General features: G+C 41.3%; 14 protein-coding genes. 6 read left to right on the plus strand and 8 right to left on the minus strand.

What is annotated here, in order from left to right:
* The first annotated feature begins 122 nt into the window (after window positions 1-122).
* From dnaX to CWD77_RS10670, 6 genes are all read left to right on the plus strand, one after another.
* Complete coding sequence (gene dnaX, locus CWD77_RS10645) at window positions 123-2006, plus strand: DNA polymerase III subunit gamma/tau (protein WP_101073559.1); 1884 nt, start codon at window positions 123-125, stop codon at window positions 2004-2006.
* Between the two features lie 96 nt (window positions 2007-2102).
* Complete coding sequence (locus CWD77_RS10650; protein ID WP_101073560.1) at window positions 2103-2450, plus strand: YbaB/EbfC family nucleoid-associated protein; 348 nt, start codon at window positions 2103-2105, stop codon at window positions 2448-2450.
* A 92-nt stretch (window positions 2451-2542) separates the two neighbouring features.
* Window positions 2543-3148, plus strand: a complete 606-nt coding sequence (recR, locus tag CWD77_RS10655; protein WP_101073561.1) for a recombination mediator RecR — start codon at window positions 2543-2545, stop codon at window positions 3146-3148.
* Between the two features lie 42 nt (window positions 3149-3190).
* Window positions 3191-5089, plus strand: a complete 1899-nt coding sequence (locus CWD77_RS10660) for a M1 family metallopeptidase (RefSeq protein ID WP_101073562.1) — start codon at window positions 3191-3193, stop codon at window positions 5087-5089.
* 61 nt (window positions 5090-5150) lie between these two features.
* Window positions 5151-6320, plus strand: a complete 1170-nt coding sequence (locus tag CWD77_RS10665; RefSeq protein WP_101073563.1) for an NAD(P)-dependent malic enzyme — start codon at window positions 5151-5153, stop codon at window positions 6318-6320.
* A 368-nt stretch (window positions 6321-6688) separates the two neighbouring features.
* Window positions 6689-7780, plus strand: a complete 1092-nt coding sequence (locus tag CWD77_RS10670) for a DUF3179 domain-containing protein (RefSeq protein ID WP_101073564.1) — start codon at window positions 6689-6691, stop codon at window positions 7778-7780.
* 74 nt (window positions 7781-7854) lie between these two features.
* Here CWD77_RS10670 and CWD77_RS10675 read toward each other — a convergent pair whose 3' ends face one another.
* The 8 genes from CWD77_RS10675 to CWD77_RS10710 all read right to left on the minus strand — a co-directional run bounded on the left by CWD77_RS10675 (window position 7855) and on the right by CWD77_RS10710 (window position 21704).
* Window positions 7855-9339, minus strand: coding sequence for a sodium-dependent transporter (locus CWD77_RS10675; RefSeq protein WP_101073565.1), 1485 nt, complete (start codon window positions 9337-9339; stop codon window positions 7855-7857).
* 55 nt (window positions 9340-9394) lie between these two features.
* Window positions 9395-10246, minus strand: coding sequence for a proline dehydrogenase family protein (locus tag CWD77_RS10680; protein ID WP_101073566.1), 852 nt, complete (start codon window positions 10244-10246; stop codon window positions 9395-9397).
* Between the two features lie 135 nt (window positions 10247-10381).
* On the minus strand, window positions 10382-11833 hold the full coding sequence (locus CWD77_RS10685; RefSeq protein ID WP_240596773.1) for a S10 family peptidase: 1452 nt from the start codon (window positions 11831-11833) through the stop codon (window positions 10382-10384).
* Window positions 11834-11944: 111 nt separating this feature from the next.
* Window positions 11945-14854 carry a tetratricopeptide repeat protein gene (locus tag CWD77_RS10690; protein ID WP_101073567.1) on the minus strand — a complete coding sequence of 970 codons (2910 nt, stop codon included), beginning with the start codon at window positions 14852-14854 and terminating at the stop codon, window positions 11945-11947.
* A gap of 46 nt (window positions 14855-14900) precedes the next feature.
* Complete coding sequence (locus CWD77_RS10695) at window positions 14901-16592, minus strand: DUF885 family protein (RefSeq protein ID WP_101073568.1); 1692 nt, start codon at window positions 16590-16592, stop codon at window positions 14901-14903.
* A gap of 130 nt (window positions 16593-16722) precedes the next feature.
* Window positions 16723-18405 (minus strand): amidohydrolase family protein, encoded by a 1683-nt coding sequence (locus CWD77_RS10700; RefSeq protein WP_240596775.1) that lies wholly within the window; start codon window positions 18403-18405, stop codon window positions 16723-16725.
* 54 nt (window positions 18406-18459) lie between these two features.
* Entirely contained in the window at window positions 18460-20043 is a 1584-nt protein-coding gene (locus CWD77_RS10705) for an amidohydrolase family protein (protein WP_101073569.1), read from the minus strand.
* A 398-nt stretch (window positions 20044-20441) separates the two neighbouring features.
* A complete protein-coding gene (locus CWD77_RS10710) occupies window positions 20442-21704 on the minus strand; it encodes a RagB/SusD family nutrient uptake outer membrane protein (RefSeq protein ID WP_101073570.1) in 1263 nt (420 codons plus the stop codon).
* Window positions 21705-21706 lie beyond the last annotated feature (2 nt).

Raw genomic sequence — 21706 nt, forward strand, 5'->3', positions numbered from 1 at the left:
CTTTTTAAAATGAAACCTGAAAGATCGGTAATTACTAAAATGATTTAAGGAGTTTTACCTGATATAATTCCGACAAAAGACTCAAATTTTGTACCTTTCAAACAAATTAAAAACGAATATCTATGGCAGATAATTACCGCGCGTTAACCCGTAAATACAGACCGCAAACTTTCGATGATATTGTATCGCAGGATCATGTAAGCAGTACTCTCAAAAATGCGATCAAGCAGAATCGAATTTCTCATGCTTATATGTTTAGTGGTCCGCGCGGAGTGGGTAAAACGACCATGGCCCGGGTGCTGGCCCGAACCATTAATCAGATTGACAACTCTGTTGACGGAGAGTCGCTTAATCAGACCCTGAATATTGTAGAAATTGATGCCGCCTCCAACAATAAGGTTGAGGATGTTCATCAGCTCCGCGAAACAGTTCGGATTCCGCCTCAGAACGGCCGCTATAAAGTGTTTATCATCGATGAGGTTCACATGCTGAGTAAGCAGGCTTTCAACGCCCTGCTCAAAACACTCGAAGAACCTCCCTCTTATGCCATATTTATTTTTGCCACAACAGAGCCACATAAGGTCCTTCCAACGATCCTTTCCAGGGTTCAGCGCTTCGATTTTAAGCGAATCAGCGTAAACGAAATTGTTCAGCGACTGAAAGGAATCTGCGCGGATGAGAGCATCACCATTGATGATGAATCCCTTCATATCATTGCAAAAAGAGCAGATGGTGCACTGCGCGACGCTCTCGGTTTAATGGATCAGGCCATTGCTTTTTGCGGAACAACCATCCAGCATGATGAACTTCTGCAGGCGCTGAATGTTGTTGGCCACGATCAACTGTTCGAATATACCGATGCCATCCAAAAACAGGATGCCAGTGTTGGTCTTGAGCTGATTGACCGTTTGATTAAAAATGGTGTGGATATTCAAGAGTTTTTGGTGTCGCTTACAGAACACCTCCGCAATCTGTACGTTTCCAAACAATCAAACAAAATGTATCTGGTTGAAGCCACCGAAGATACCAAACAGAAGTACAGGGAATCCGCTAAACACTTCTCTGATGATGAGTTATTGCGAATGCTGCATCTTGTAAGCGAAGCTCAGATTAAGATCAAAGACGTTCAACAACCACGGGTTCATTTTGAAATCCTGATGTTGAAGTTGATCCACATGGGCAGAACCAAGGAGATCAATCAATTGATCAGCGGACTGGAGCAGTTAAAAAAAAACGGCAGCAGTCAGATAACCGCTAACGGTTCGCAAATAAACAACCCAACTCCTTCGTCAGACTCAATTTCCGAAAGTTCAGTAAGTGCCCATGATAATTCAGAGGAGAATTCACATTCTTCATCAGATAAAGCTGAAATATCAGAGAAACCGGCTTCTGAACCGGAAAAAAAAGTCAAAGCTGAACCCAAACAGAGTAATCCTGTACAATCAGAATCTGCGCCTCACCCGGCTCAACCGCAAACTTCCACAATTGTAGAAGAAGCGCCTGAAGAGGAAGATACCGAAGAGGACTTTCTAACAATACGTCCATCCCTGGGATATGTGAAAGGAATTAGTTCTTCAAACGGAGAAGAAGTCAAAACTGAAGGTAAGAAAGAAGAACAGCAACCAAGCAGCACAGATCACATAAACACATTAGAAGAGGTTGAAGCTTGCTGGAAATCTTTTCTCAATGTTGTGAAAGAGAGTGCTCCACAAATGCTCTATTTCCAGATTTTACGCTTTAAGCTGAAAGAGTTGAAAGGGTCGACTCTCATTGTAGCTGTCGACAATGAGTTTGCCACCAACCTTGTTGATGAAAACCAGCAGCTGCTCTCATCTCTGTTCAAGCGTTTAACAGGAACCTTCATTCGGTTTTCTTGTACCGTAGAACAGAACGATCAAAAGAAAAAGGAATCTATCAGCCCTTACGAGCGATTTAAGGAGATCCAAAAAGAGGACCCAAACCTCCGTACCATTGTAAATCTGTTCGGGGCTGAACTTGAGTACTAATATGATTTAACATTTAATCGGCTGAGCCATAAACATTTTTAGTCCGATTTATGTTACTATTCAGACAAACTGAGAACCACGAAAATCAATTTAATTATGAGTGAATTTAATATGGCCGATATGTTTGGAAAGCTTAACGATATGCAAGCCAAAGTGAAAGAAGCACAGGAAAAACTTGGCGAAGTTACCGTTGAAGCTGATGCCGGCGGCGGAATGGTTAAAGTTAAAGCTAACGGTAAACGGGAAGTAATCAGTATTGAAATTGATAAGGATGTCATCGACCCGGAAGACAAGGAGATGCTTGAAGACCTGGTTGTTGCCGGTGTAAATAAAGCTCTTTCAAAAGCTGAAGAAGCAGGAAAAGAGAAAATGCAGGATGTATATAAAGATATGCTGCCCGGCGGCGGAATTCCCGGCATGGATATGAGTAAATTTGGCCTTTAAACATTTTTATGAAGGAAGGGCTTTGAGTTTGAATAAATTCCAAACCTTGTGTCCGACAATGCCTGTCCATCCATCACAACGAAATTTAACTGATGCAAATAACTTCTGAAGTATTAGAGCGTGCAATTGAAGAGCTGGCAAAACTTCCGGGAACCGGACGTAAATCTGCACAACGAATTGCCATTCATCTTCTTAAGCAATCTGATGAGCGTGTCTTAACCCTTGCCGATTCCCTGGTTCAACTCAAGAAATCTGTAAAACGGTGCTCTGTTTGCGGAACGATCACCGATGAAGACCCCTGTTCTATCTGCAGTAATCAAAAGCGAAAAACAGGTGTAATCTGTGTTGTTGAGGAATTTCAGGATGTTTACATCATCGAAAAAACAAACGAATTCCGGGGCCGATACCACGTGCTTGGCGGAACCATCTCTCCTTTGGATAACATCGGACCGGATGACATCCGAATCAAAGAGCTGCTGGAGCGGCTTGCCAATGACGATGAACCGGTGGAAGAAGTTATTCTGGCACTAAATCCTGACGCCGAAGGTGAAGCCACCTCCTACTACATCAATAAATTACTGCTCAATTATGATGTAAATGTCACCCGAATTGCATACGGAATTCCAATGGGAACGGAGCTGGAGTTCATCGATGAAGCAACTTTGAGTCGCGCTTTTGCCAGCCGTACATCCTTCTAACTTTAATCAAACGTCTATCCTATCACAAAACCTGATACCATCATGTTAAAAATTAAACTCGTACTACTTCTTGCAGCAACTCTGCTGTTTACCACATTTTTACCAACCAACAGTTCTGCACAAAAAGCAGGTTATTGGCAGCAAGCTGTAGATTATGAAATGGACATCGACTTTGATGTAGAAACCAATCGCTATCAAGGCCATCAAAAACTGACCTATCATAACAACTCTCCGGACACCATCGACCGGGTTTTCTACCATCTCTTTTTTAATGCATTTCAGCCAAACAGCATGATGGATAAGCGATCCAGAACGATAGCAGATCCGGATCGCCGAGTACGCGACAGAATTTATCACTATGATGAAACTGAAATCGGTTATCAGAAGATTGACTGGATTAAACAGAACGGCGAAGAAGTAGAGTTTACGGTAAAAGGCACCATCATGGAAGTTCACCTGAATGAGCCTATTGAGCCGGGTGAAAGTGTGGTATTCGAAATGGAACATGAAGCACAGGTCCCGCTCCAAACCCGACGGTCGGGTCGCGATAATGCAGAAGGAGTACGTTATTCCATGTCTCAATGGTTTCCAAAAATTGCAGCTTATGACGAAAATGGCTGGCATGCGAATCCATACATCGGGCGTGAATTTTATGCTCCATTTGGAACTTTTGATGTAAAAATTCACATCGACAGGGATTACGTAGTTGCAGCCGGTTCCATCCTTCAAAACCCGGAAGAAGTTGGTTATGGTTACGAAACTGCTGACATGCAGGTGAATCGACCTTCAGGTGAAAAACTGACCTGGCATTTCCAATCCGAAGATGTTCACGATTTTATGTGGGCTGCCGATCCGGACTACACACATACTACAGCACAGGTACCCGGCGGACCGCTTCTTCGATTTTTCTATCAGAAAGAAACAGTAGCAGAAAATGCACCTGAAGAGCGGCAAAGTGAACTTCTCGCCAACTGGGAAGCTCTACCTGAGTATACCGTTAAGTCATTTCAGTATATGAGCGAAAACTATGGTGATTACGCATATGATGAGTATATCACTATTCAGGGTGGAGACGGCGGAATGGAGTACACTATGGGTACACTCATCACCGGAAACCGAAATCTACAGAGCCTGGTTGGAGTAACGGTTCATGAATTTGTCCATGCCTGGTACGAAGGTGCGTTGGGTAACAACGAGACAAAAGATCAGTGGATTGATGAAGGATTTACAAGTTATGCATCTTCGTTCATCACAAATCATCTGTTCAATGATGGCGAAGGTGATCCGATGCTCTCTCGCTATAACGGCTATTATCGAACTGTCGAGGCAGGAATTGAAGAGCCGATGCACATTCATGCCGACCATTATGTAACCAACGCCGCCTATGGAATGGCTAGCTACACAAAAGGAGCAATGTTTCTCCACCAGCTTGGATACGTGATTGGTGATGACGTACTGAAAGAAACCCTCAACCGATTTTACGAAGAGTGGAAGTTCAAACACCCAACCGGTTACGACTTTCTTCGAATTGCTGAACGGGAAAGCGGAATGATTCTGGATTGGTACTACGAATATTGGGTTGAAACCACGAAAACCATCGACTACGAAGTATCATCCGTAGAGGATTCCGAAAATGGAGCCGTTGCCACACTTAATAGAATCGGCCTCATGCCAATGCCGTTGGATATAGAAGTTGAATTTACTGATGGATCCATCAAACACTACTATATCCCGATGCGAATAATGTGGGGACAGAAAGAGAATGAGTTCCCTGAAGTTGAACGTGTTGTTGTTGAAGACTGGCCATGGGTGTTCCCGGATTATGAGTTGTCTATTGACCGGAAACCGGATGAAATCTCCAGAATCGAAATCGATCCATCCGGAAGAATGGCCGACATCGACCGATCTAACAACGTTTGGGAACAGAGCAGCGATAATTAATAGAAATTTCATTATAACCTTTAAGTAACAGAATAGACTGTCCGGTTTGGACAAAAGCTTTATGTCTAATAAAACAGAAGACTACGGGAAAAAAGCAGTAGAAGCGCATAAAAAGTATGGCGGTAAAGTTGCCATACACTCCAAAATGCCGCTCGACACACAGGAAGATTTAAGTATTGCTTACACACCCGGAGTAGCACAACCGTGTCTCGACATTTCAGAAAACAGGGAATTAGCATACGATTATACCAATAAGCAGAATACCGTTGCTGTGGTAAGTGACGGCTCTGCCGTACTTGGTTTGGGCAATATAGGGCCGGAAGCGTCCATGCCTGTAATGGAAGGAAAAGCCGTACTGTTTAAAAAGTTTGCTGATGTTGACGCTATTCCAATCGTACTCTCTTCACAAAATACTGAGGAGATTATTACCGCTGTTAAAATGATTGCCCCAACATTTGGAGGGATCAACCTCGAGGATATCTCAGCTCCGAGATGCTTTGAAATAGAAAAACGCCTCAAAGAAGAGCTGGATATTCCCGTAATGCATGATGACCAGCACGGAACGGCAGTTGTAACACTCGCCGGGATCATTAACGCGCTGAAAGTGACCGGAAAAAAGTTTGAAGATCTGAAAGTGGTCATCAACGGAGCCGGCGCTGCAGGAATGGCTATCATCTACTTACTGAGAGAGGTCGGTGTAAAGCAGATCATCATGTGCGACAGCCGGGGGATCATTCATAAAGATCGCGGCAATCTCACATCTGTAAAAGAAGAAGTAGCTAAGATCACGAACGAAAATCAGCTCGAAGGAGATCTTGAAGATGCCGTTCAAAACACGGATGTCTTCATTGGAGTCTCTGTTCCCGGTGTTTTAACACCGGATATGGTTCGAAGCATGAATGATGATCCAATCATTTTCGCCATGGCTAACCCGATCCCGGAAATTATGCCTGCAGAAGCAGTTCAGGCAGGGGCCAGAATTATTGCCACGGGTCGATCAGATTTTCCAAATCAGATCAACAATGTGCTCGCATTTCCGGGAATCTTCAGAGGATTGCTGGACGCGCGCGCATCTAAACTGACTAACAAGATGTACATTGCCGCAGCGTATGCCATCGCTGACGTTGTGAAGGAACCGAATGAAGATAAAATCATACCGGGACCTTTTGATGAAGGAGTTGCAGAAGCTGTTGCAAAAGCGGTGAAGAAATCTGCGATAGACAGTCCATAAATCTAAACTGGATTAGAAAGTATGAAAGGCAGAGCTTAGACTCTGCCTTTTTTGTGTAAATCTTTTTTAAATCTACTTAAGGAACAATAAAACCTAATTATCAAATTGATGATAAATTTTTCTAGTTTTTATCTATTGTTCTGGAACTGATTCTTTATTAAGACTCTTTGAATAAATTGAGTTCGTTAAACGACCATTTATCTGATCATGCTACTAGCATATATCAATTCATTAAAACACCCTATGACAATTCATCATTAAAATATCATTGTAAGAAAATCGAAATAAGCTGCATCTAATTTAAACAGTTCTGTAACACAACGGAATAATGTATTCTTATCGAATAAATTTTATACAGCTTTTTTTTCATGGAAAATAAAATCACTCTATTAGCTTTCAGCACTTTTATAATTTTCCTTTTAATTTCTTGTATTTCAAATGTAGATACTGAAAAAACTGCATTTGTACATTCTTGCACAAGTGAAAATTGGGACGTTCCATGCCATCAAGTTGTTGATGGAGGATCTGGGAAAGATGGTATTCCTTCTATTGAAAACCCAAATTATTCATCGATTAATGATATACATTTTTTACGTGATGAGGATCTTGTATCCGGTATAAAAGTAGGTAATGAAATTATTGCACATCCTAATATTATCATGTTTTATCATGAAATCGTAAATGATGTTATAAACGACATTTCTATAACATTTTCGTATTGCCCATTAACCGGTTCAGCAATTGCTTTTGAAAGTCTTGTGAATGGTAAATCCACTACGTTTGGAGTATCGGGATTGATCCATAAAAATAATCTCATTTTATATGATCGTTTAACCGACAGTTATTGGTCTCAAATGATTTCAGAAGGAATAAATGGAGAACACCGGGGAACAAGTCTTGCCACAGTAAAGGTTGTTGAAATGACATGGAAAGCCTGGAAAGAAGCTTTTCCGGATTCTAAAGTTTTAAACAGAAATACAGGTTTCACCCGTGATTATACAAAATACCTGTATGGTGAAGATTATATGACTGATAATAAACGAATTCTATTCCCTGTTCATAATGAAGACATCCGATTAGAACCAAAAACACTTGTTCACGGAATCCGCACATTTTCTAACGCAAAAGCTTATCCCATCTCAGGATTTTCAGAAAGCATACAGGTGATAAATGATAATTTAGGGCAGATGGAAATAGTAGTTGCAGGCAGCTCTTCATTACACTTTACAGCTTCTTTTGAAAGAAAAACGAATGATGATCAACTTTTAGAATTCGAAGCAGTTAAAAATAGTTTTCCTATTGTAATGAAAGATCAGGAGAACAATACATGGAATATATTCGGGGAAGCTGTAAGTGGAGATCGTAAAGGTGAAAAGTTAACTCCTACAAATGGCTATAATGCTTACTGGTTTGCGTGGGCTGATTTTTTTCCAGGAACTGAAATACATCTAAATTTTTAAACACCAGTGTTGAAAGAAGAAGCCCGAACTTTCAAAATTCGGACCTCATTGTTACTTATTATTAAGTATTATTTTTAATTTAAAATAGTTTTTTGTGCAATTTTGTGGTTGTAGAATTTAAACAGTGCCATCATAATGCCCCACTGCATTAATACTGTTGCAACAGAAAATGTACTAAGGGGGTTGTACCATGTTTCGGGGGCATAAATAGCAGCACTCAGGTAAATCCACCACACGAGCAGTGTGATCACTTCAACAGGTATCACATACTTTATGATAGCAGTCCACCACTTTCCAAGCTTAACTTTACTTTCATCTGTATTCACAAGAGTATTTCTGAATTTATCTGCTCCAAATGTAATCACCGCGAACGAGATAAATCCACCCGAAACCATCAGGCCAACACCCCACACGAAATCCTGATTAGCAAAAAATTCCAGATTCATTGCTGAGGGAAGTCCAAAAAGAAATCCGGTTGCACAAACTGCAATGGCTGCTTTTTTCCGAGTAATTCCCATATCAATAAATACCTTTGTAGCCAGCTCAATCATGGAAATAAGCGAACTGAAAGCTGCAAATGTTAATCCAAGGAAAAACAGGATTGCCAGAATTTTACCGCCTGCCATTTCGTGAAACAACTGCGGCATCCACATAAATGTTAATCCTGTACCTGCAGGTCCGGCTGTTTGCATTACGTTCAGAATTTCTCCGTCAGTCATTTGACTTCCCAGAGTTCCAAATACGGTTGAGAAAATTATCAGAGCTGCTACGAGAGATACGATATTATTACCAATGCCTGTTTGCAGGGCCGTAATTGTAATATCATCACGCTTTCGCATATAAGCTCCATAAGTTAGTATCAGACCCCAAGCTGCACCGGTATCCCATGCATTTTGTGTAAGTGCCTCCAACCATAAACGCGGTTGTTTCAGGGTTGCCCAGTCAGGTGTAAACAGATATAAAACACCGGCTCCACTGCCTTCAAGAGTCAGTGCCCTTACCAAAGCTATGATTAATACAAGCAGCAGTGAAGGAATTAAAATTTTGTTGATACGCTCAATGCTTTTAATCCCTTTAATAATCACAAGTGCACCACAAAACATAATTAACGCATGAAATACAGATGGAAGCATAGATCCCTGAAATCCGTTCCATACTGCATCGGCCTGTTCCACACTTTCAGGCAGTGCAGAAAATATTGATTCAATTAAATAATAAAGGCACCATCCAGCAACCACACTGTAATAGAACATAATGGCAGTAGCTACAAAACCAACAAATGAACCGGCCCAGGCAAATTTTTCACCGACCAGTTTAATGAATGACCCTACAACACCCTTTCGGCCATTTCGCCCAATTCCATATTCAGCAATAATGAGCGGAATGGACCATATAAATAAAAATGTAACCCAAGCAATAAGAAAAGCTCCCGCCCCATCGTCTCCACCCTGTTGAGCTGCTATACGAGGAAATCGCCAAATATTCCCTGTACCAACAGCAATTCCCAGTACACTTAAAATTAATCCCCATTTAGTAGCAAATCGTTCTTTATCCGACACAGGTTAAATTAGTTTTTATTGATATTTTATCTTCGCATTAATAAAAAAGATGCTTTTATTTTTTGAACATGGTAGTGAAAATGAAGAAGATGTTTTCTTTTCTTTCCATGAGTCGGCGTTTAAAATAGGGAAACCACATCGTACCATAAGGTACATACACCCGGGTATTGTATCCATCATTGGTAAGCTGTTCCATGGTCTCTTCACGAAGACCGTATAACATCTGAAATTCAAATCGTGCCTTCCCGATTTTATTTTCAACAGAATAATCTTTCACCCAGTTAACAAGCTCATCGTCATGTGTAGCAATACGAGGATAAGATGTTTTATCAAGAAGTACTTTTGAATATTCTTTAAATGCTTCCCTGATATCCGACATTTTTTGCAGCGCCACGCGTTCCGGCTCATTATAAGCACCCTTGCATAATCTTACATCCGCCCCCAGTTCTGCTAAATCATTTATGTCATCTTTTGTTCTGTGAAGGTATGCCTGAATGACTATCCCTACGTGCTTTCCGTATTCTTTAAATACTTCTTTAAATACATCAATAGTTTGTTGCGTATAATCTGAACCTTCCATATCAATTCGTACAAATGAATCGGATTTTCGGGCTTCATCAAGAAGTTTGTAAAGATTATCTCTACAGTAAAGTTCGTCTATATCCAGACCAAGCATGGTCAGCTTTATGGAGATTGTACTTTTCAATCCGGCAGAGTGTATATCATTCAAAAGACTGATATACTCATTTACAGTCTCGTCTGCTGTTGTTTTTAGTTTAACATTTTCACCGAGAAGATCGAGTGTTACTTTAATTTTTTTTTTGTTGAGTGCTTCAATTTTTGGAACAGCAGATTTAAAAGTCTCACCTGCCACAAATCGCTTTGCAAGAAAAAAAGGTAATTTCATATTTAGATATTTGGGCTATACTTCAAATCAGTTTTTACACTGATTTACAAGATAGTCACCGTATGATTTTATGTAATTATTTATAATCAGCCGGCTTGTCTATTAAACACACCGGCTGATATGTTTAATAGCTTATTAATACCTAGCCGGAGCCCCGTTCTCCGGTGCAGATTTTCTAATGAATTCACGAATGTGTTCATTAGAAGTTTCAAGGTCAGGCCTGCGAAGATACATCATATGCCCGCTTTCGTATCCTTCAAAAGAAAACCTATCTTTCATTTTTCCGCTGGGATCAATATTCCACATTACATATTTAGCTGTGAAATAATCTGTGGCTCCGTCAAAATAACCGGACTGAACCATAACATTCAGATAAGGATTTTCCGCCATTGCACCACGCAACATTTCACCGGTAGTGTTACCATCTCTGTTCCAAGGGCGTACCGGGCCTGATACATAATACTGCAGTTCTGTTTTGAAACCCAAAACGTCACGAATGTAATGATTTATAGCCGGCGTAAACGAATGTTTCCAGGAAGAATATTCTGCCGGGTAATCGTACCGTTCGCCGCCATCTTCCCTATCAATTCCTTTGTACCGGGAGTCCAGCCTGCCAATCGTATGCCCTTCATCCCGCAACAACTCTTTCCAAAATGCTGATGCCGGTACGGCCAGGTTATAATTCCGGACAAACTGTTCGGATAACCCTGAATAGTAAGCAACTTGTGATGCAACCTCTGATTTCCGGTCTTCATCAATAAAACCACCATATGTCAACGCAGGTAAAAATTCCTCAACCGTATATTCTTCAACTTCATCCAAAAGATCCGTCAACTCTCTGTTTTGAAGTTCTGGCGGCAACTGTTCGTGATACCAGGCTGTGGCTGCATAGTAGGGAAGCTTCAAAACGGATGCTCTTGGCGTTGGCCCTTCAGGGTCCATTCCAAGCCCGGTTGGTGACACCAGTATCACCCCATTTAAAAACATCCAGTGGCTACCCTGAAGCTGCCCAGCCAGTCCCGACACCCTTGGAGTACCATAACTCTCACCAATCAGGTATTTCGGAGATCTCCATCTTTCTGCCCGCGAAACAAAATTATCTATCCATTGGGCCAGATAGGTAATATCTTCTTGCACTCCAAAGAACTGTTCTCTTTTTCCCTCATTCAGTATTCTGGATAAGCCTGTGTTCACAGGATTTACGAATACAATATCGGCAACATCAAGTATTGAGTGCGGATTATCTTCCACTCCATATGGCTGAATGGGATATCCTTCATCATCAATGATTAATTTTTTGGGTCCGGTATATCCTAAGTGCATCCATAATGACCCCGCCCCTGGCCCTCCGTTGAATGAGATAAATATAGGGCGTTCTTCATCATTATCTACATCCGTTCTTTTGTAATATGTATAGAAGAGAGAAGCTATAATTTCATCTTCTTCACCATAAACCGGTTGTGTTCCTACATCCACCTGGTACGGAACATTTTGACCTTTAATCATTACTTCATCAAATGAAGTAATCGTGGTATCTGCCGGCAGAACTCTGTCCTGTGCATGCAGGTTTAGTGCTGTAAAACTCATCAGCAAAAGCATCCATAGCAATTTGCTGTGATATTTAATTTTCCTTTTTGATGTACCTTTTTGAATCATAATAAATGCGATTTTATTTTTTTGTTTTGATGTAGAGTTCTTTTAAAAATCAGGTCCGAGTGGAACAGGTAAATTTTCCGCTTCACTTCGGATTATATTGGCTTCATCATCTCTGCCCTGATCCTGTAACAGATCTGCAAGATGAACCCTGGCGCTAATATGATAGGGTGTATGAGAAAGAGCTGTTTTAAATTCTGATTCTGCCTGTTCGGCGTTTCCGGCAAATTTAGCAAGATATCCGCGAGTATATGATATCTCGGCTATTTCTACCGGTATATTTCCTTCTAAATTCTCAACAATTGCCATACCCTTTTCTAACTGATCGATATTTGCATACATTCGTGCCAGCAATAATTGATCATCCAGGTTCAAATCCATTTCCTCTGCAGTTTCTACAACTTCATCTACACCTGACAGATTATCCCGGATGATGTTTATACGCGCAATTCTGAGCTGATAATCCATTCGATTTTCGTTTGCCGATGCCAGTATTCCCTGGCCTTCTTCAAGCACGCGTAGGGAGTTATCAAGATCACTCATTCGGTAAAGCAAGTCAGCAAACATTAATCTGTAACCAAAGTTCTGTGGATTTTGAGCAACCAGATCTGAAAAGAAATCTGATACTTCAGCTGAATAACCAATCTGACTTCTCAGATTTCGGGCAAATGCATCGGCAGCTTCTTTACGGTCTCGTAGATAGGTAGATATTTCCGGACCATTTTCTGCATAATATTCGGCTGCCTCAATAGCTTTATCGAATCTTCCGTAATCTCTGTAGCGCTCCCTCAGCCGGCGGTTTACATTAGCTTTTTCAGCCAGATCATTATCAATATCGTATGCATGCTGCAGCAAAGGTACCTGTTCTTCCAGTGCTTCATCGAATGTTTTTCTCCCCTGGAGTGCTTCCCGGTGAATAATAAACGCTTCTGTAGAGTACACAGGCCCATAGCTTTCATCAATCCGAGTGGCTTCATTCAATTTGTCGCGGGCTGCATCAAAATCTCCCAATTCTGCATACACTTCAGAATACTCCAGCAAAGAAGGCTGATAAGTGATGCTGTACGTCAGTGCCGTATCGAGATATGCGGCTGCAAGTTCTAAATTATTACCCCGAGATCCCTCTGCAAGTGTCAGATAGGTCTGGGACCAGTTATCATTAAACAATTGTGTTTCTCCCGCAACATAATCCTTCTGTTTTTGCAGCAGCGAATCCAAAAATGCGTAATAATCAGGATCTTTTCCCCTGATATACTCCCTCGTATTCATAGATTTATGATTCAGCGGGTGCACCTTTTTCTCCGATAGAAATCCTGCATATCCCTGGGCAAAAAATTCCCCTTCATTGTTGTTTGCGTAGTAATCTAATGTGCGGTTGTTTTCCCGGGCTTTGTGGTAAAGTGCCCGGATTCGGCGACTTTCCTTGTCCGTTAATATTCTGCCGTGATACAGGTGAGCATACTCATGAGCGAGTACATTTCGCTCCCAGTGTGCTCCTCTTTCCAGATACTCAAAACCCGTTGCACCACTTCCCACTCCGCGAATATCCATCCACTGACGATTATCAAATGTTGTTCCGTGCCTGAAGTAATTTCTTCCCATTGCTTCAGCCAAATCAATGTGCAGTGGCGGAATGGCAAAATCAGAATCCAGTTTATCAATCAGCGGCAGGTAAGCTTCACTTGGGCCAATCTGCTGGGCAATCATTTTGGTTACACGATCGCCCGGATAGTATTTAGCATCTTTAAAAATATTGTAGAACTCTGAACCCTCTTCTGGTACTTCTGTAGTATCAATTTCTTGCTGGAGTTCTTCAAAACCATACAGATACTCAAACTGTCTTTGTTTGATGACTGCAGCAAGTCCATTATGAGCCGGGCCATAGTTTTGCTTGCGTTCCAGAATAGTTTCAAATGTTGTTTGAGCCAAATCCAGGCGGGCATCTCTGTCCATATCATAATACATATAGTAAATAGAGCCGCGCGTCATTGTAGGCAAAACAGATTCTGGAAATTCATCTTCAATTTCATGTGTTAATGCAATTGCCTGATCTAAATCTTCCTGCCAGATCAACTCTTCGACCTGGTCCAGCCGTCCCCGAACGTCATCGTCCGTAGGATGTGCATAATCAGTATATGTGAGGTTCGTGTGGCCGTTTCCAAAATGCCAGTGAGCCAGGTAGTGAAGTGGATTGATTTCGAATGCGATGTTCCAGTGAGCTGCCATATCATCAAGCAGTGTGGCGTCCACCCTTCTCCAGATAGCGTAACCGTAACTGAAACGGGCATCAGCGTTGAATGGATTGATACTCAGTGCTTTTCTTAGTGACGGTTCAGCTGCAGCAGGATTCTGATCCCAAAACCTTGCCTCAGCCTCCAAAAGATAACCGCCGGCATCATCTGGATTCCAGTTCTGAACTTTTTGAGCCCATTCCAGTGCCTCATCATAATCCCGGTTTAAGAGTGCAACTTGCCCGTGAATCAATGCGGCTCCGGCATCACGGCTGTCTTCTGAAAGTAATTCTACTGCGATCTCATCAGCCTCATCCAACAACCAGGCCTGTATTTTTAATTTTGCATTCAGCAGATGAGAATCGCGATTTTCCGAATCGGCTTCAATCAACCGATTAACAATTTCTTCTGCATCTGAGTACCTATGCTGCTTGAACAGTAGATTTGCTTCTGCAAGCTGATGGGATTCTTCTGTATTTTCATCAAGAAAAGCCCGGAGATCTTCCCAAAGGCCTAATTCAATTAATCTCATCAGTTCATCATTACCAGGATTTTGCTCCAAAGCAGCCAATGCCTGTGTGCGTTCCTGGTCAAGCATTTCCCAAGCCTGAGAGGTATCATCCACGTAGGGTGCAATTTCAGATCCGCATGAATTAAGTAGCAGCGCTGACAGAATAACTACTGGCAGCTTAATAAAGGAAAGGTTCAAATAATTTGAAATCATAAAGAAAAATGTTTTATCAATATTATGTTAAATACTTTTCAACTATTCACTTATTAAACATCAGCCTTTCAATTTGCCTGAAAGTCAGATATCCGTATGTGAGAAGATTATCATTGAAGTTTTTCAATGTATAATGTTCACCCATTCGTTGTTTATACTCATTTCGCAACTCAATAATTTCCATCTCCCCGATAATTTCTCTTCCGGGCGGATATGGAGTCTGGCTGTCACGCTGAACTTCTATAAATGCATTCGTAGGTTCCATTCCAATTTTTTCAATGTAAGCGTCAAGGGCTTCGTCAAAGGTCATTTCACCGAGTGACATTTTCAGCTTCGTCACAATTCGCTGCACACGCCACATTCTCATTTGCAGTCTTGCCATCCGTGTTTTCAGCGCGGTTATATAATCCAGTCTGTCGTCATAATACCCCTCCTCTTCGAGCATTCTTTCAAGATAAAATGACCAAGCCTGCCCAAAATACGGGGCTCTGAAAACCTTTCTCATAGGTCGCTCAACATGTTCGCTTGCTGCAGCATCCTGCACATTATGCCCGAGCCATTCGTGATAAGAAATTACATGTGTCCAGTAAGGATTATAAGACTTGATTCTGCTGGATTTTTCTTCAGAACTTAATCTGTCCTCCAAAGGAGTTAATATATAGTAGCCTGATTGCCTGCCTGCAACTGTTGGACCGCCTGTAGCCCCGCCAAACGATAGGGTTCTCCGAGCCATAGGGGGGGTAATTCTGGCGCCGTAATCGATGTAATCAGGAATTGTAACTACGTGGTCGCCTTCACTTTTCAGCCAGTCACTTGCCATATCAACAAAACTTTGTGCCATAGGCAATACTCCTTCCCATGGTGGAGCTTCTTCTTTCATATTTTCCCAGACTGTGTGCAAATCTCCGGATGGGTGAATGCTATCAGCAAGCGCTTCCATCTCAGCCATTACACTTTTTTCTTCCTCAAGTGCTACCTGCAGCATGGATTCTACCGTATAATGAGTGAGTTCTTCCTGGTTATGAATAAAAAAGTTTATATGGTCTGGATCCCAGGCCGCACTTTCAACTGAACGCGGCAATAATACATCATCAAGCCATGTTTCGAAATCAATAATAGCTTCATAAGCAATTTCGGCCGATGCAATCAACTCATTCTTTAATTCAGCATTATCTACAACTGCATTAGGCACATAATCCTGCAACATTAACTTGGCATAGTAAATCTGGTAGAGGGTATTTTCAGTCCATACCCGGGCTGGCTCTGTCAGATTTTCTTTTCCATTTTCTAAAATTTCAGGCAATCTTTTCAGCTCATCAATAGCACGTTGAACACCTCGATCGGCAATTGCCCCCGGTCTTATAAAAAGTCTGTTTGTAGCTCCAAGAACTATATATGATACCGGGTGAAGTTTGTAGAGTTCTACGTTTTCAATTTCATAAATATTTGTTTTCAGGTGTGACTGTAACAATTCATAATCTACCTGTTCGTCGAGTCCAAGTTGAGCATAGCCAACATCCTGTAATTCTTGTTCGATGTTTTTATATGCTTCAAGCGCTCTTTGGTATTCAGATTCGCTTTTGGTGGGAACAGAAATTTGAGAAACTTTGCTGACTAAATCAGTTAGTTTTGCTGAATCCTCATTAGACTGGGCATGCAAAGCACCGGACAGAACAAATAGTGCCATCAATCCGGTAATTGTTTTTTTATAATTAATAGTCAGCATGATTTTAATCATAGCAGATATTTTAAGCTTAGCATTTTAAACGATGTTTAATAAAAACCCTCAAACCGCTGCCGAAATAATTAAACGGTAGCGGCCCAAGAGTCCATCAACTTAAAATTGAAATACAAACACTGTATTTTATTTAATCCGTTAAAAACGGGCTATTCATAATGTTTTCTTTCGGCACACCATCCTTAGATTCTTTAACCATTCGGGCAACCTCTTCCATCAATTTGGCATTTTCATGAACCACACCGGCTTTAATTGTATGGACTATTCCTTTAGTCCGGTACATTTCACCATTTTGATCCGTATTAATGGAACCAAATGAGTACAGGTTTCTCATGTTTTTCATTGGGCTTTCATCCACGATAATTAAATCGGCTTTATAGCCCGGACGGACCAAACCTAACTTATCCTGTCTGAGTGTAACCGCACTGTTCTGAGTAGCTGCTTTCAGTACTTCAAGAGTATGCATGCCTGACTCTCTGAGTAACTGGAGCTCGCGCACGTTTGAAAATCCGGGAGTAGCCCATATATAATTATCATCTGTTCCGTACGATACATGACCTCCCCGCTTATTAAACTCAAAAATCAATTTGCCCCAGAGATCAAATGCTTCGTACCAGTAGTATTCATCATCTGAGGTCCAGTCATAATGATATGATCCATGAAAGGCAGGATTGGGTAAATTCCACTCAATTAGAGACTGGTGGGTATATTTTTCATGCCATGGTAAGCTTGAAGCACGAAGAATATCTCTGTTTGCTTCATAAACCACGCGTGTTGGAAGCATGTGAACGCCATATTCATAAAGCGAATCGGCCACTTCTCCTAAAAGACGTTCACGGTTAGCTTCTGTCCAAACTTTACCTGCATGCCGGAATCGTGCATTTTCATCATCGTAGTTGTAATCTCTTGGATAATCCTGTACCTGACGATCCAGTGATGACTCAGCATAAGCATAATGATGTTCAATCATTGTAACTCCAAGACGTGCTGCATCCACAGCCTGGGTAACAGAAGTTGTAGAGGGTGGAATATGATAAGTTGTAATCCCGCCGGCATCCGTAACAGCTTTTGCTACTGCACCTAAAAGTGCCTGGTTCCACCCAAGGCTTCCAACGCTTACTACATGTGCCCCTTTAGAAAACATTTCAGCAGCAACTTCAGGTGCATTATCAGGGTTTTCCAAAAACTCCCTGTCAAAATCTGTATTGCTGCCCCATCCCCAAATAGGAAACATGCGCGGAGCAATAATTTCATTATTAGCACTTTTCTCAGCTTCTTCCATAGCGGAATTTAATCCACGATCGGGAGCCGGTACCATTGTTGTGACCCCATGTGCCAGTTTGGTATAATAGACATATTCAATTTCCATTGGATCCTGCCTCAAGTGCATATGCAGATCAATCATACCGGGCATTACATATTTGCCGGTTCCGTCGATAATTCGATCTCCTTCAGGTCGCTGAAGATCATCTCTACGCTCGGCTGAAACGGGATCGAATGGAATCATTTCTGTAATTTCATCCCCTTCAATTACTATATCGTAAGGTCCGCCGGGAGGTCCTCCATGTCCTGGTATGACCATTGCATTTCTAATCACAAGCCTGTCATAGGGACCTTCAGCGAGTTCATTAGAAATGCTTACTGTAGAGGTCTCATTTTTTTTGTCTTTGTCTGATACATCTGAATCATTATAAGCATCAACAGAGCCTGACAAACCGCTAAATACGACCGTAGCCAGGCCAAGCATCATTATTCTAGCATACTTACCGAGGCTTAAACCTCTTCTTTTAAAAACGTTTATCTCATTTTCCATAACCATCTCCTCTTATTAGTAAAAAAGCCTCCCATTCAGGAGGCTTCTTGATAATTAATAGGACTCTTTCAGGCCCATTTCTCTTTCCTGCTCTTCAACCATTCTGGCAACATCTTCAAGAAGTTGTTTGGCGTCATAAATGATACCATCTTTGATAGTATATTTTACACCGCCTACCCGTTCAACTTGATTGTTGTCATCAAGCCTGACAGCTCCGGTGCCGTACAGTACCTTCAAGTTTTGCAGTGGGTTTTCTTCAAGTAAAACAAGATCAGCAAGTAAGCCCTCACTAATTCGCCCGAATTGAATGGGTTCACCTGTTGGATCGTGCAAAGTTTGAGCACCATTGTAGGTTGCAGCCTGAATGACTTCAAGTGGAGTAAAACCGGCTTCCTGCAATAATTCCAATTCTTCTACAAATCCGAATCCATACAGATCGTAGATAAATCCGGAGTCTGAACCCGTGGTAACACGTCCACCCATATTTTTATAGTCATTGATCAATTGCATCCAACGTTTGTAATAATTTTTCCACGCAACTTCATCAAAGGTTGTCCAATCAAACCAATAAGAACCGTGAGCCCTTCTGTCAGGAGTGTAAAATTTCCACATAGAGGGCAGTGTATACTTTTCATGCCAGTCTGCATTTCTTGCACGCATTACATCTCGACCGGCTTCATATATAGTCATTGTAGGATCCATTGTAACATTATTGTCAAGGTAGTGCTGTAACAATGCATTCCATTCCTCGCTTCCAGGTTCATGAATTTGATCCCAAAGACGTGCTACTTGACCAAATCTGTGCTGTTCATTCTGATGATTGTGATAGTATGGGAAATCCTGAACAGCGTTATCCTTTAATAGCGATTCAAAATGTCCATAAAAGTGAGTAACAGTTTCAAGACCAATAGCAGTAGCATCTCTTGCATTCATCTGAGCCACACCAGTCTGAGCAAGGTGAGCTGTAGTTCCTAATCCATGCTTCTTAGCTTCATCAATCAGAGCTTCCATAATTTCAGGCTTTTCGGATCCAAGTTTTAAACCATGAATTCCCTTATCAGCAGCCCAACGAACCCATTCTCGGGCATCTTCTGGCGCTCTAATCTGCCCTTCCCAACCTCCTCCGCCCGGGCGGTGATATTCATAAATTCTTGGAGCTGTAATTTCATTGTTTGCACTTCTGCGGCTTTCACTTAGTGCAAAATCCATTTCTCCAAGAGGCACTCCTCTAACCGTTGTCACACCATGAGCAAGCCATAGTTTATAGGCATATTCTGCATCCGGGTTTTTGGGTGCACCACCAGCGTGGACATGCATATCAACAAAACCAGGCAATACGTACATACCCGAAGCATCTATTTCATGAGTAGCGCCGTCTGGCCTGCCGTCTTCATCTATCGGTACTCCGGGATAACCCACCGTTCTTACTTCTTCAATTCTGTTACCTTCAATAACGATATCAACAGGACCCATAGCCGGGTATCCCGAACCTTCAATCATAGTCGCGCCCCGAATTATCAGTCTTTCGTATGGACCTTCCCCTTCGACTCGATCCGGAGCCGGATTCGTTTGTGCAGATAACAGCCCGGAAAAAGCTATCACCATAAACACAGATAATAAAGTAGTAAATGTTTTCATAGTATTGATATTAGGTGGTTATGATTAGTGAATAATGATTTAAAAAAATAGAAGAGCTTTATTACATGAATACCTCAAGAAACATCAAATTTTAACTTTAGTATTTGAGCACACTTCACTTTATAACAGTAGTTTTCTAAGTATTAGCCTTCTTTTTTTAGACTTTTTTCCTACAAAATGAGAAGAGATTAATAATCACTGTTCGGTCTGATTAATATTAATCTAAATCAGATGGGTATGAGTTTAATGCACTTTCAGTTGAGTTAAATAATTAATAATCAATTGATATATACCCGGCAAGCCTATTTGACTCACCGAGCTTTATACCAAATTGAAGAAATTAAATTCAGCATGTATTTCCTTAATTCTATCCGCAACTCTAATAATCAAATTATTGGTTATAAGTTTGGATTTGCCAGCAATTCATTAGAAGGAATCGGCAGTAAAGTGCCGGGGCTTTGAATTGCATCCTCATTCTGCAGCCAATTATCTGAGAGTGATCCGAATCTGTACATATCGTTCAACCGACGATTTTGAAAATGCAGGTTCGCACGACGTTCATGTTCAATAAATTCTACCAAATCATCACCAGGTTCAATATCAGGCAGTCCATCAAAGGAACGAACATAATTCATAGTCTCTCTTGCTAAATCGTCATCAATACCTATTGCCTCCTCTGCAATTATCAAATGCATTTCTCTTGCAGACAACCACGTGAATGGGGGGTATAATTCTGTGTAAGTAGAAGTATCTAAATAATCTTCAATTATTGCCTCAGCCCTAGGATCAGATTCTCCAGTTTTTAAATCATCGAATGATTCATTAAATGTGATTTCTCCTCTCTGGATTACCTGAGTTGCCATATAGTTTGTCAAAAGTGCTGACTGATAGTCAAAAGTTGCCTTATAATCATTATCCATTAAGGTCAAGGCTTCTTCAGCATCTGCACTTGCACCAGTTCCAGAAACGAGTGGATTTGAAGGTGTACCTCCAGATGGATTTAGTAATTGCCATACTCCTTTAGCATGTTTTGCTCTAGCTCTTACCCCATAAGCCTGAGCTTGGAGTAAGGTATTTCCTATATCTTCAGCAACACTTAAAGCCTCTGTCGCATGCGTTATTGCTTGATCATACAATTCAAACATATTTTCCTCTCCAATTGCAGGTTTTGCATCCATCCCATCAGAAAACACAAAGTTATCATACGAGTCTGCTATAGTTATGCGGGTGAGCGCTGAATATATGTAGGTTTTGGCTAGTATTGATCTGTCATCCAGTGTGCCATCTGCATCAAATCTAGAAATGTTATCTATAGCCAAATCAGCCATGTATCGGGCTTCACTGATATTGGGGAAACCTTCAACAGTAATTTCATTACTTGGAAAGTCTATTCGGCCTTCATCAAATGTTTTATACGATTCGTAGGACCCTGTCCAATACAATTCATCACTTATTGTTGAGGTTGCTGCCCAAGTCCACGCAGTTCCTACCATAAGTGAATGCAGTAAGCCATTTTTCAAACCATTTGCAGAAGCTGGTTGAGTGACATCTTCCTCAGTCAAGCTATTGGGATTACTAACATCGAGCAATTGATCACAACCGTAAAACATTGTAAGTGAAGCAATCACTAAAAGTGTAATAATTCTTTTAGGTGTTCTCATTA

The sequence above is a fragment of the Rhodohalobacter barkolensis genome (assembly GCF_002834295.1).
GTDB lineage: Bacteria > Bacteroidota > Rhodothermia > Balneolales > Balneolaceae > Rhodohalobacter > Rhodohalobacter barkolensis.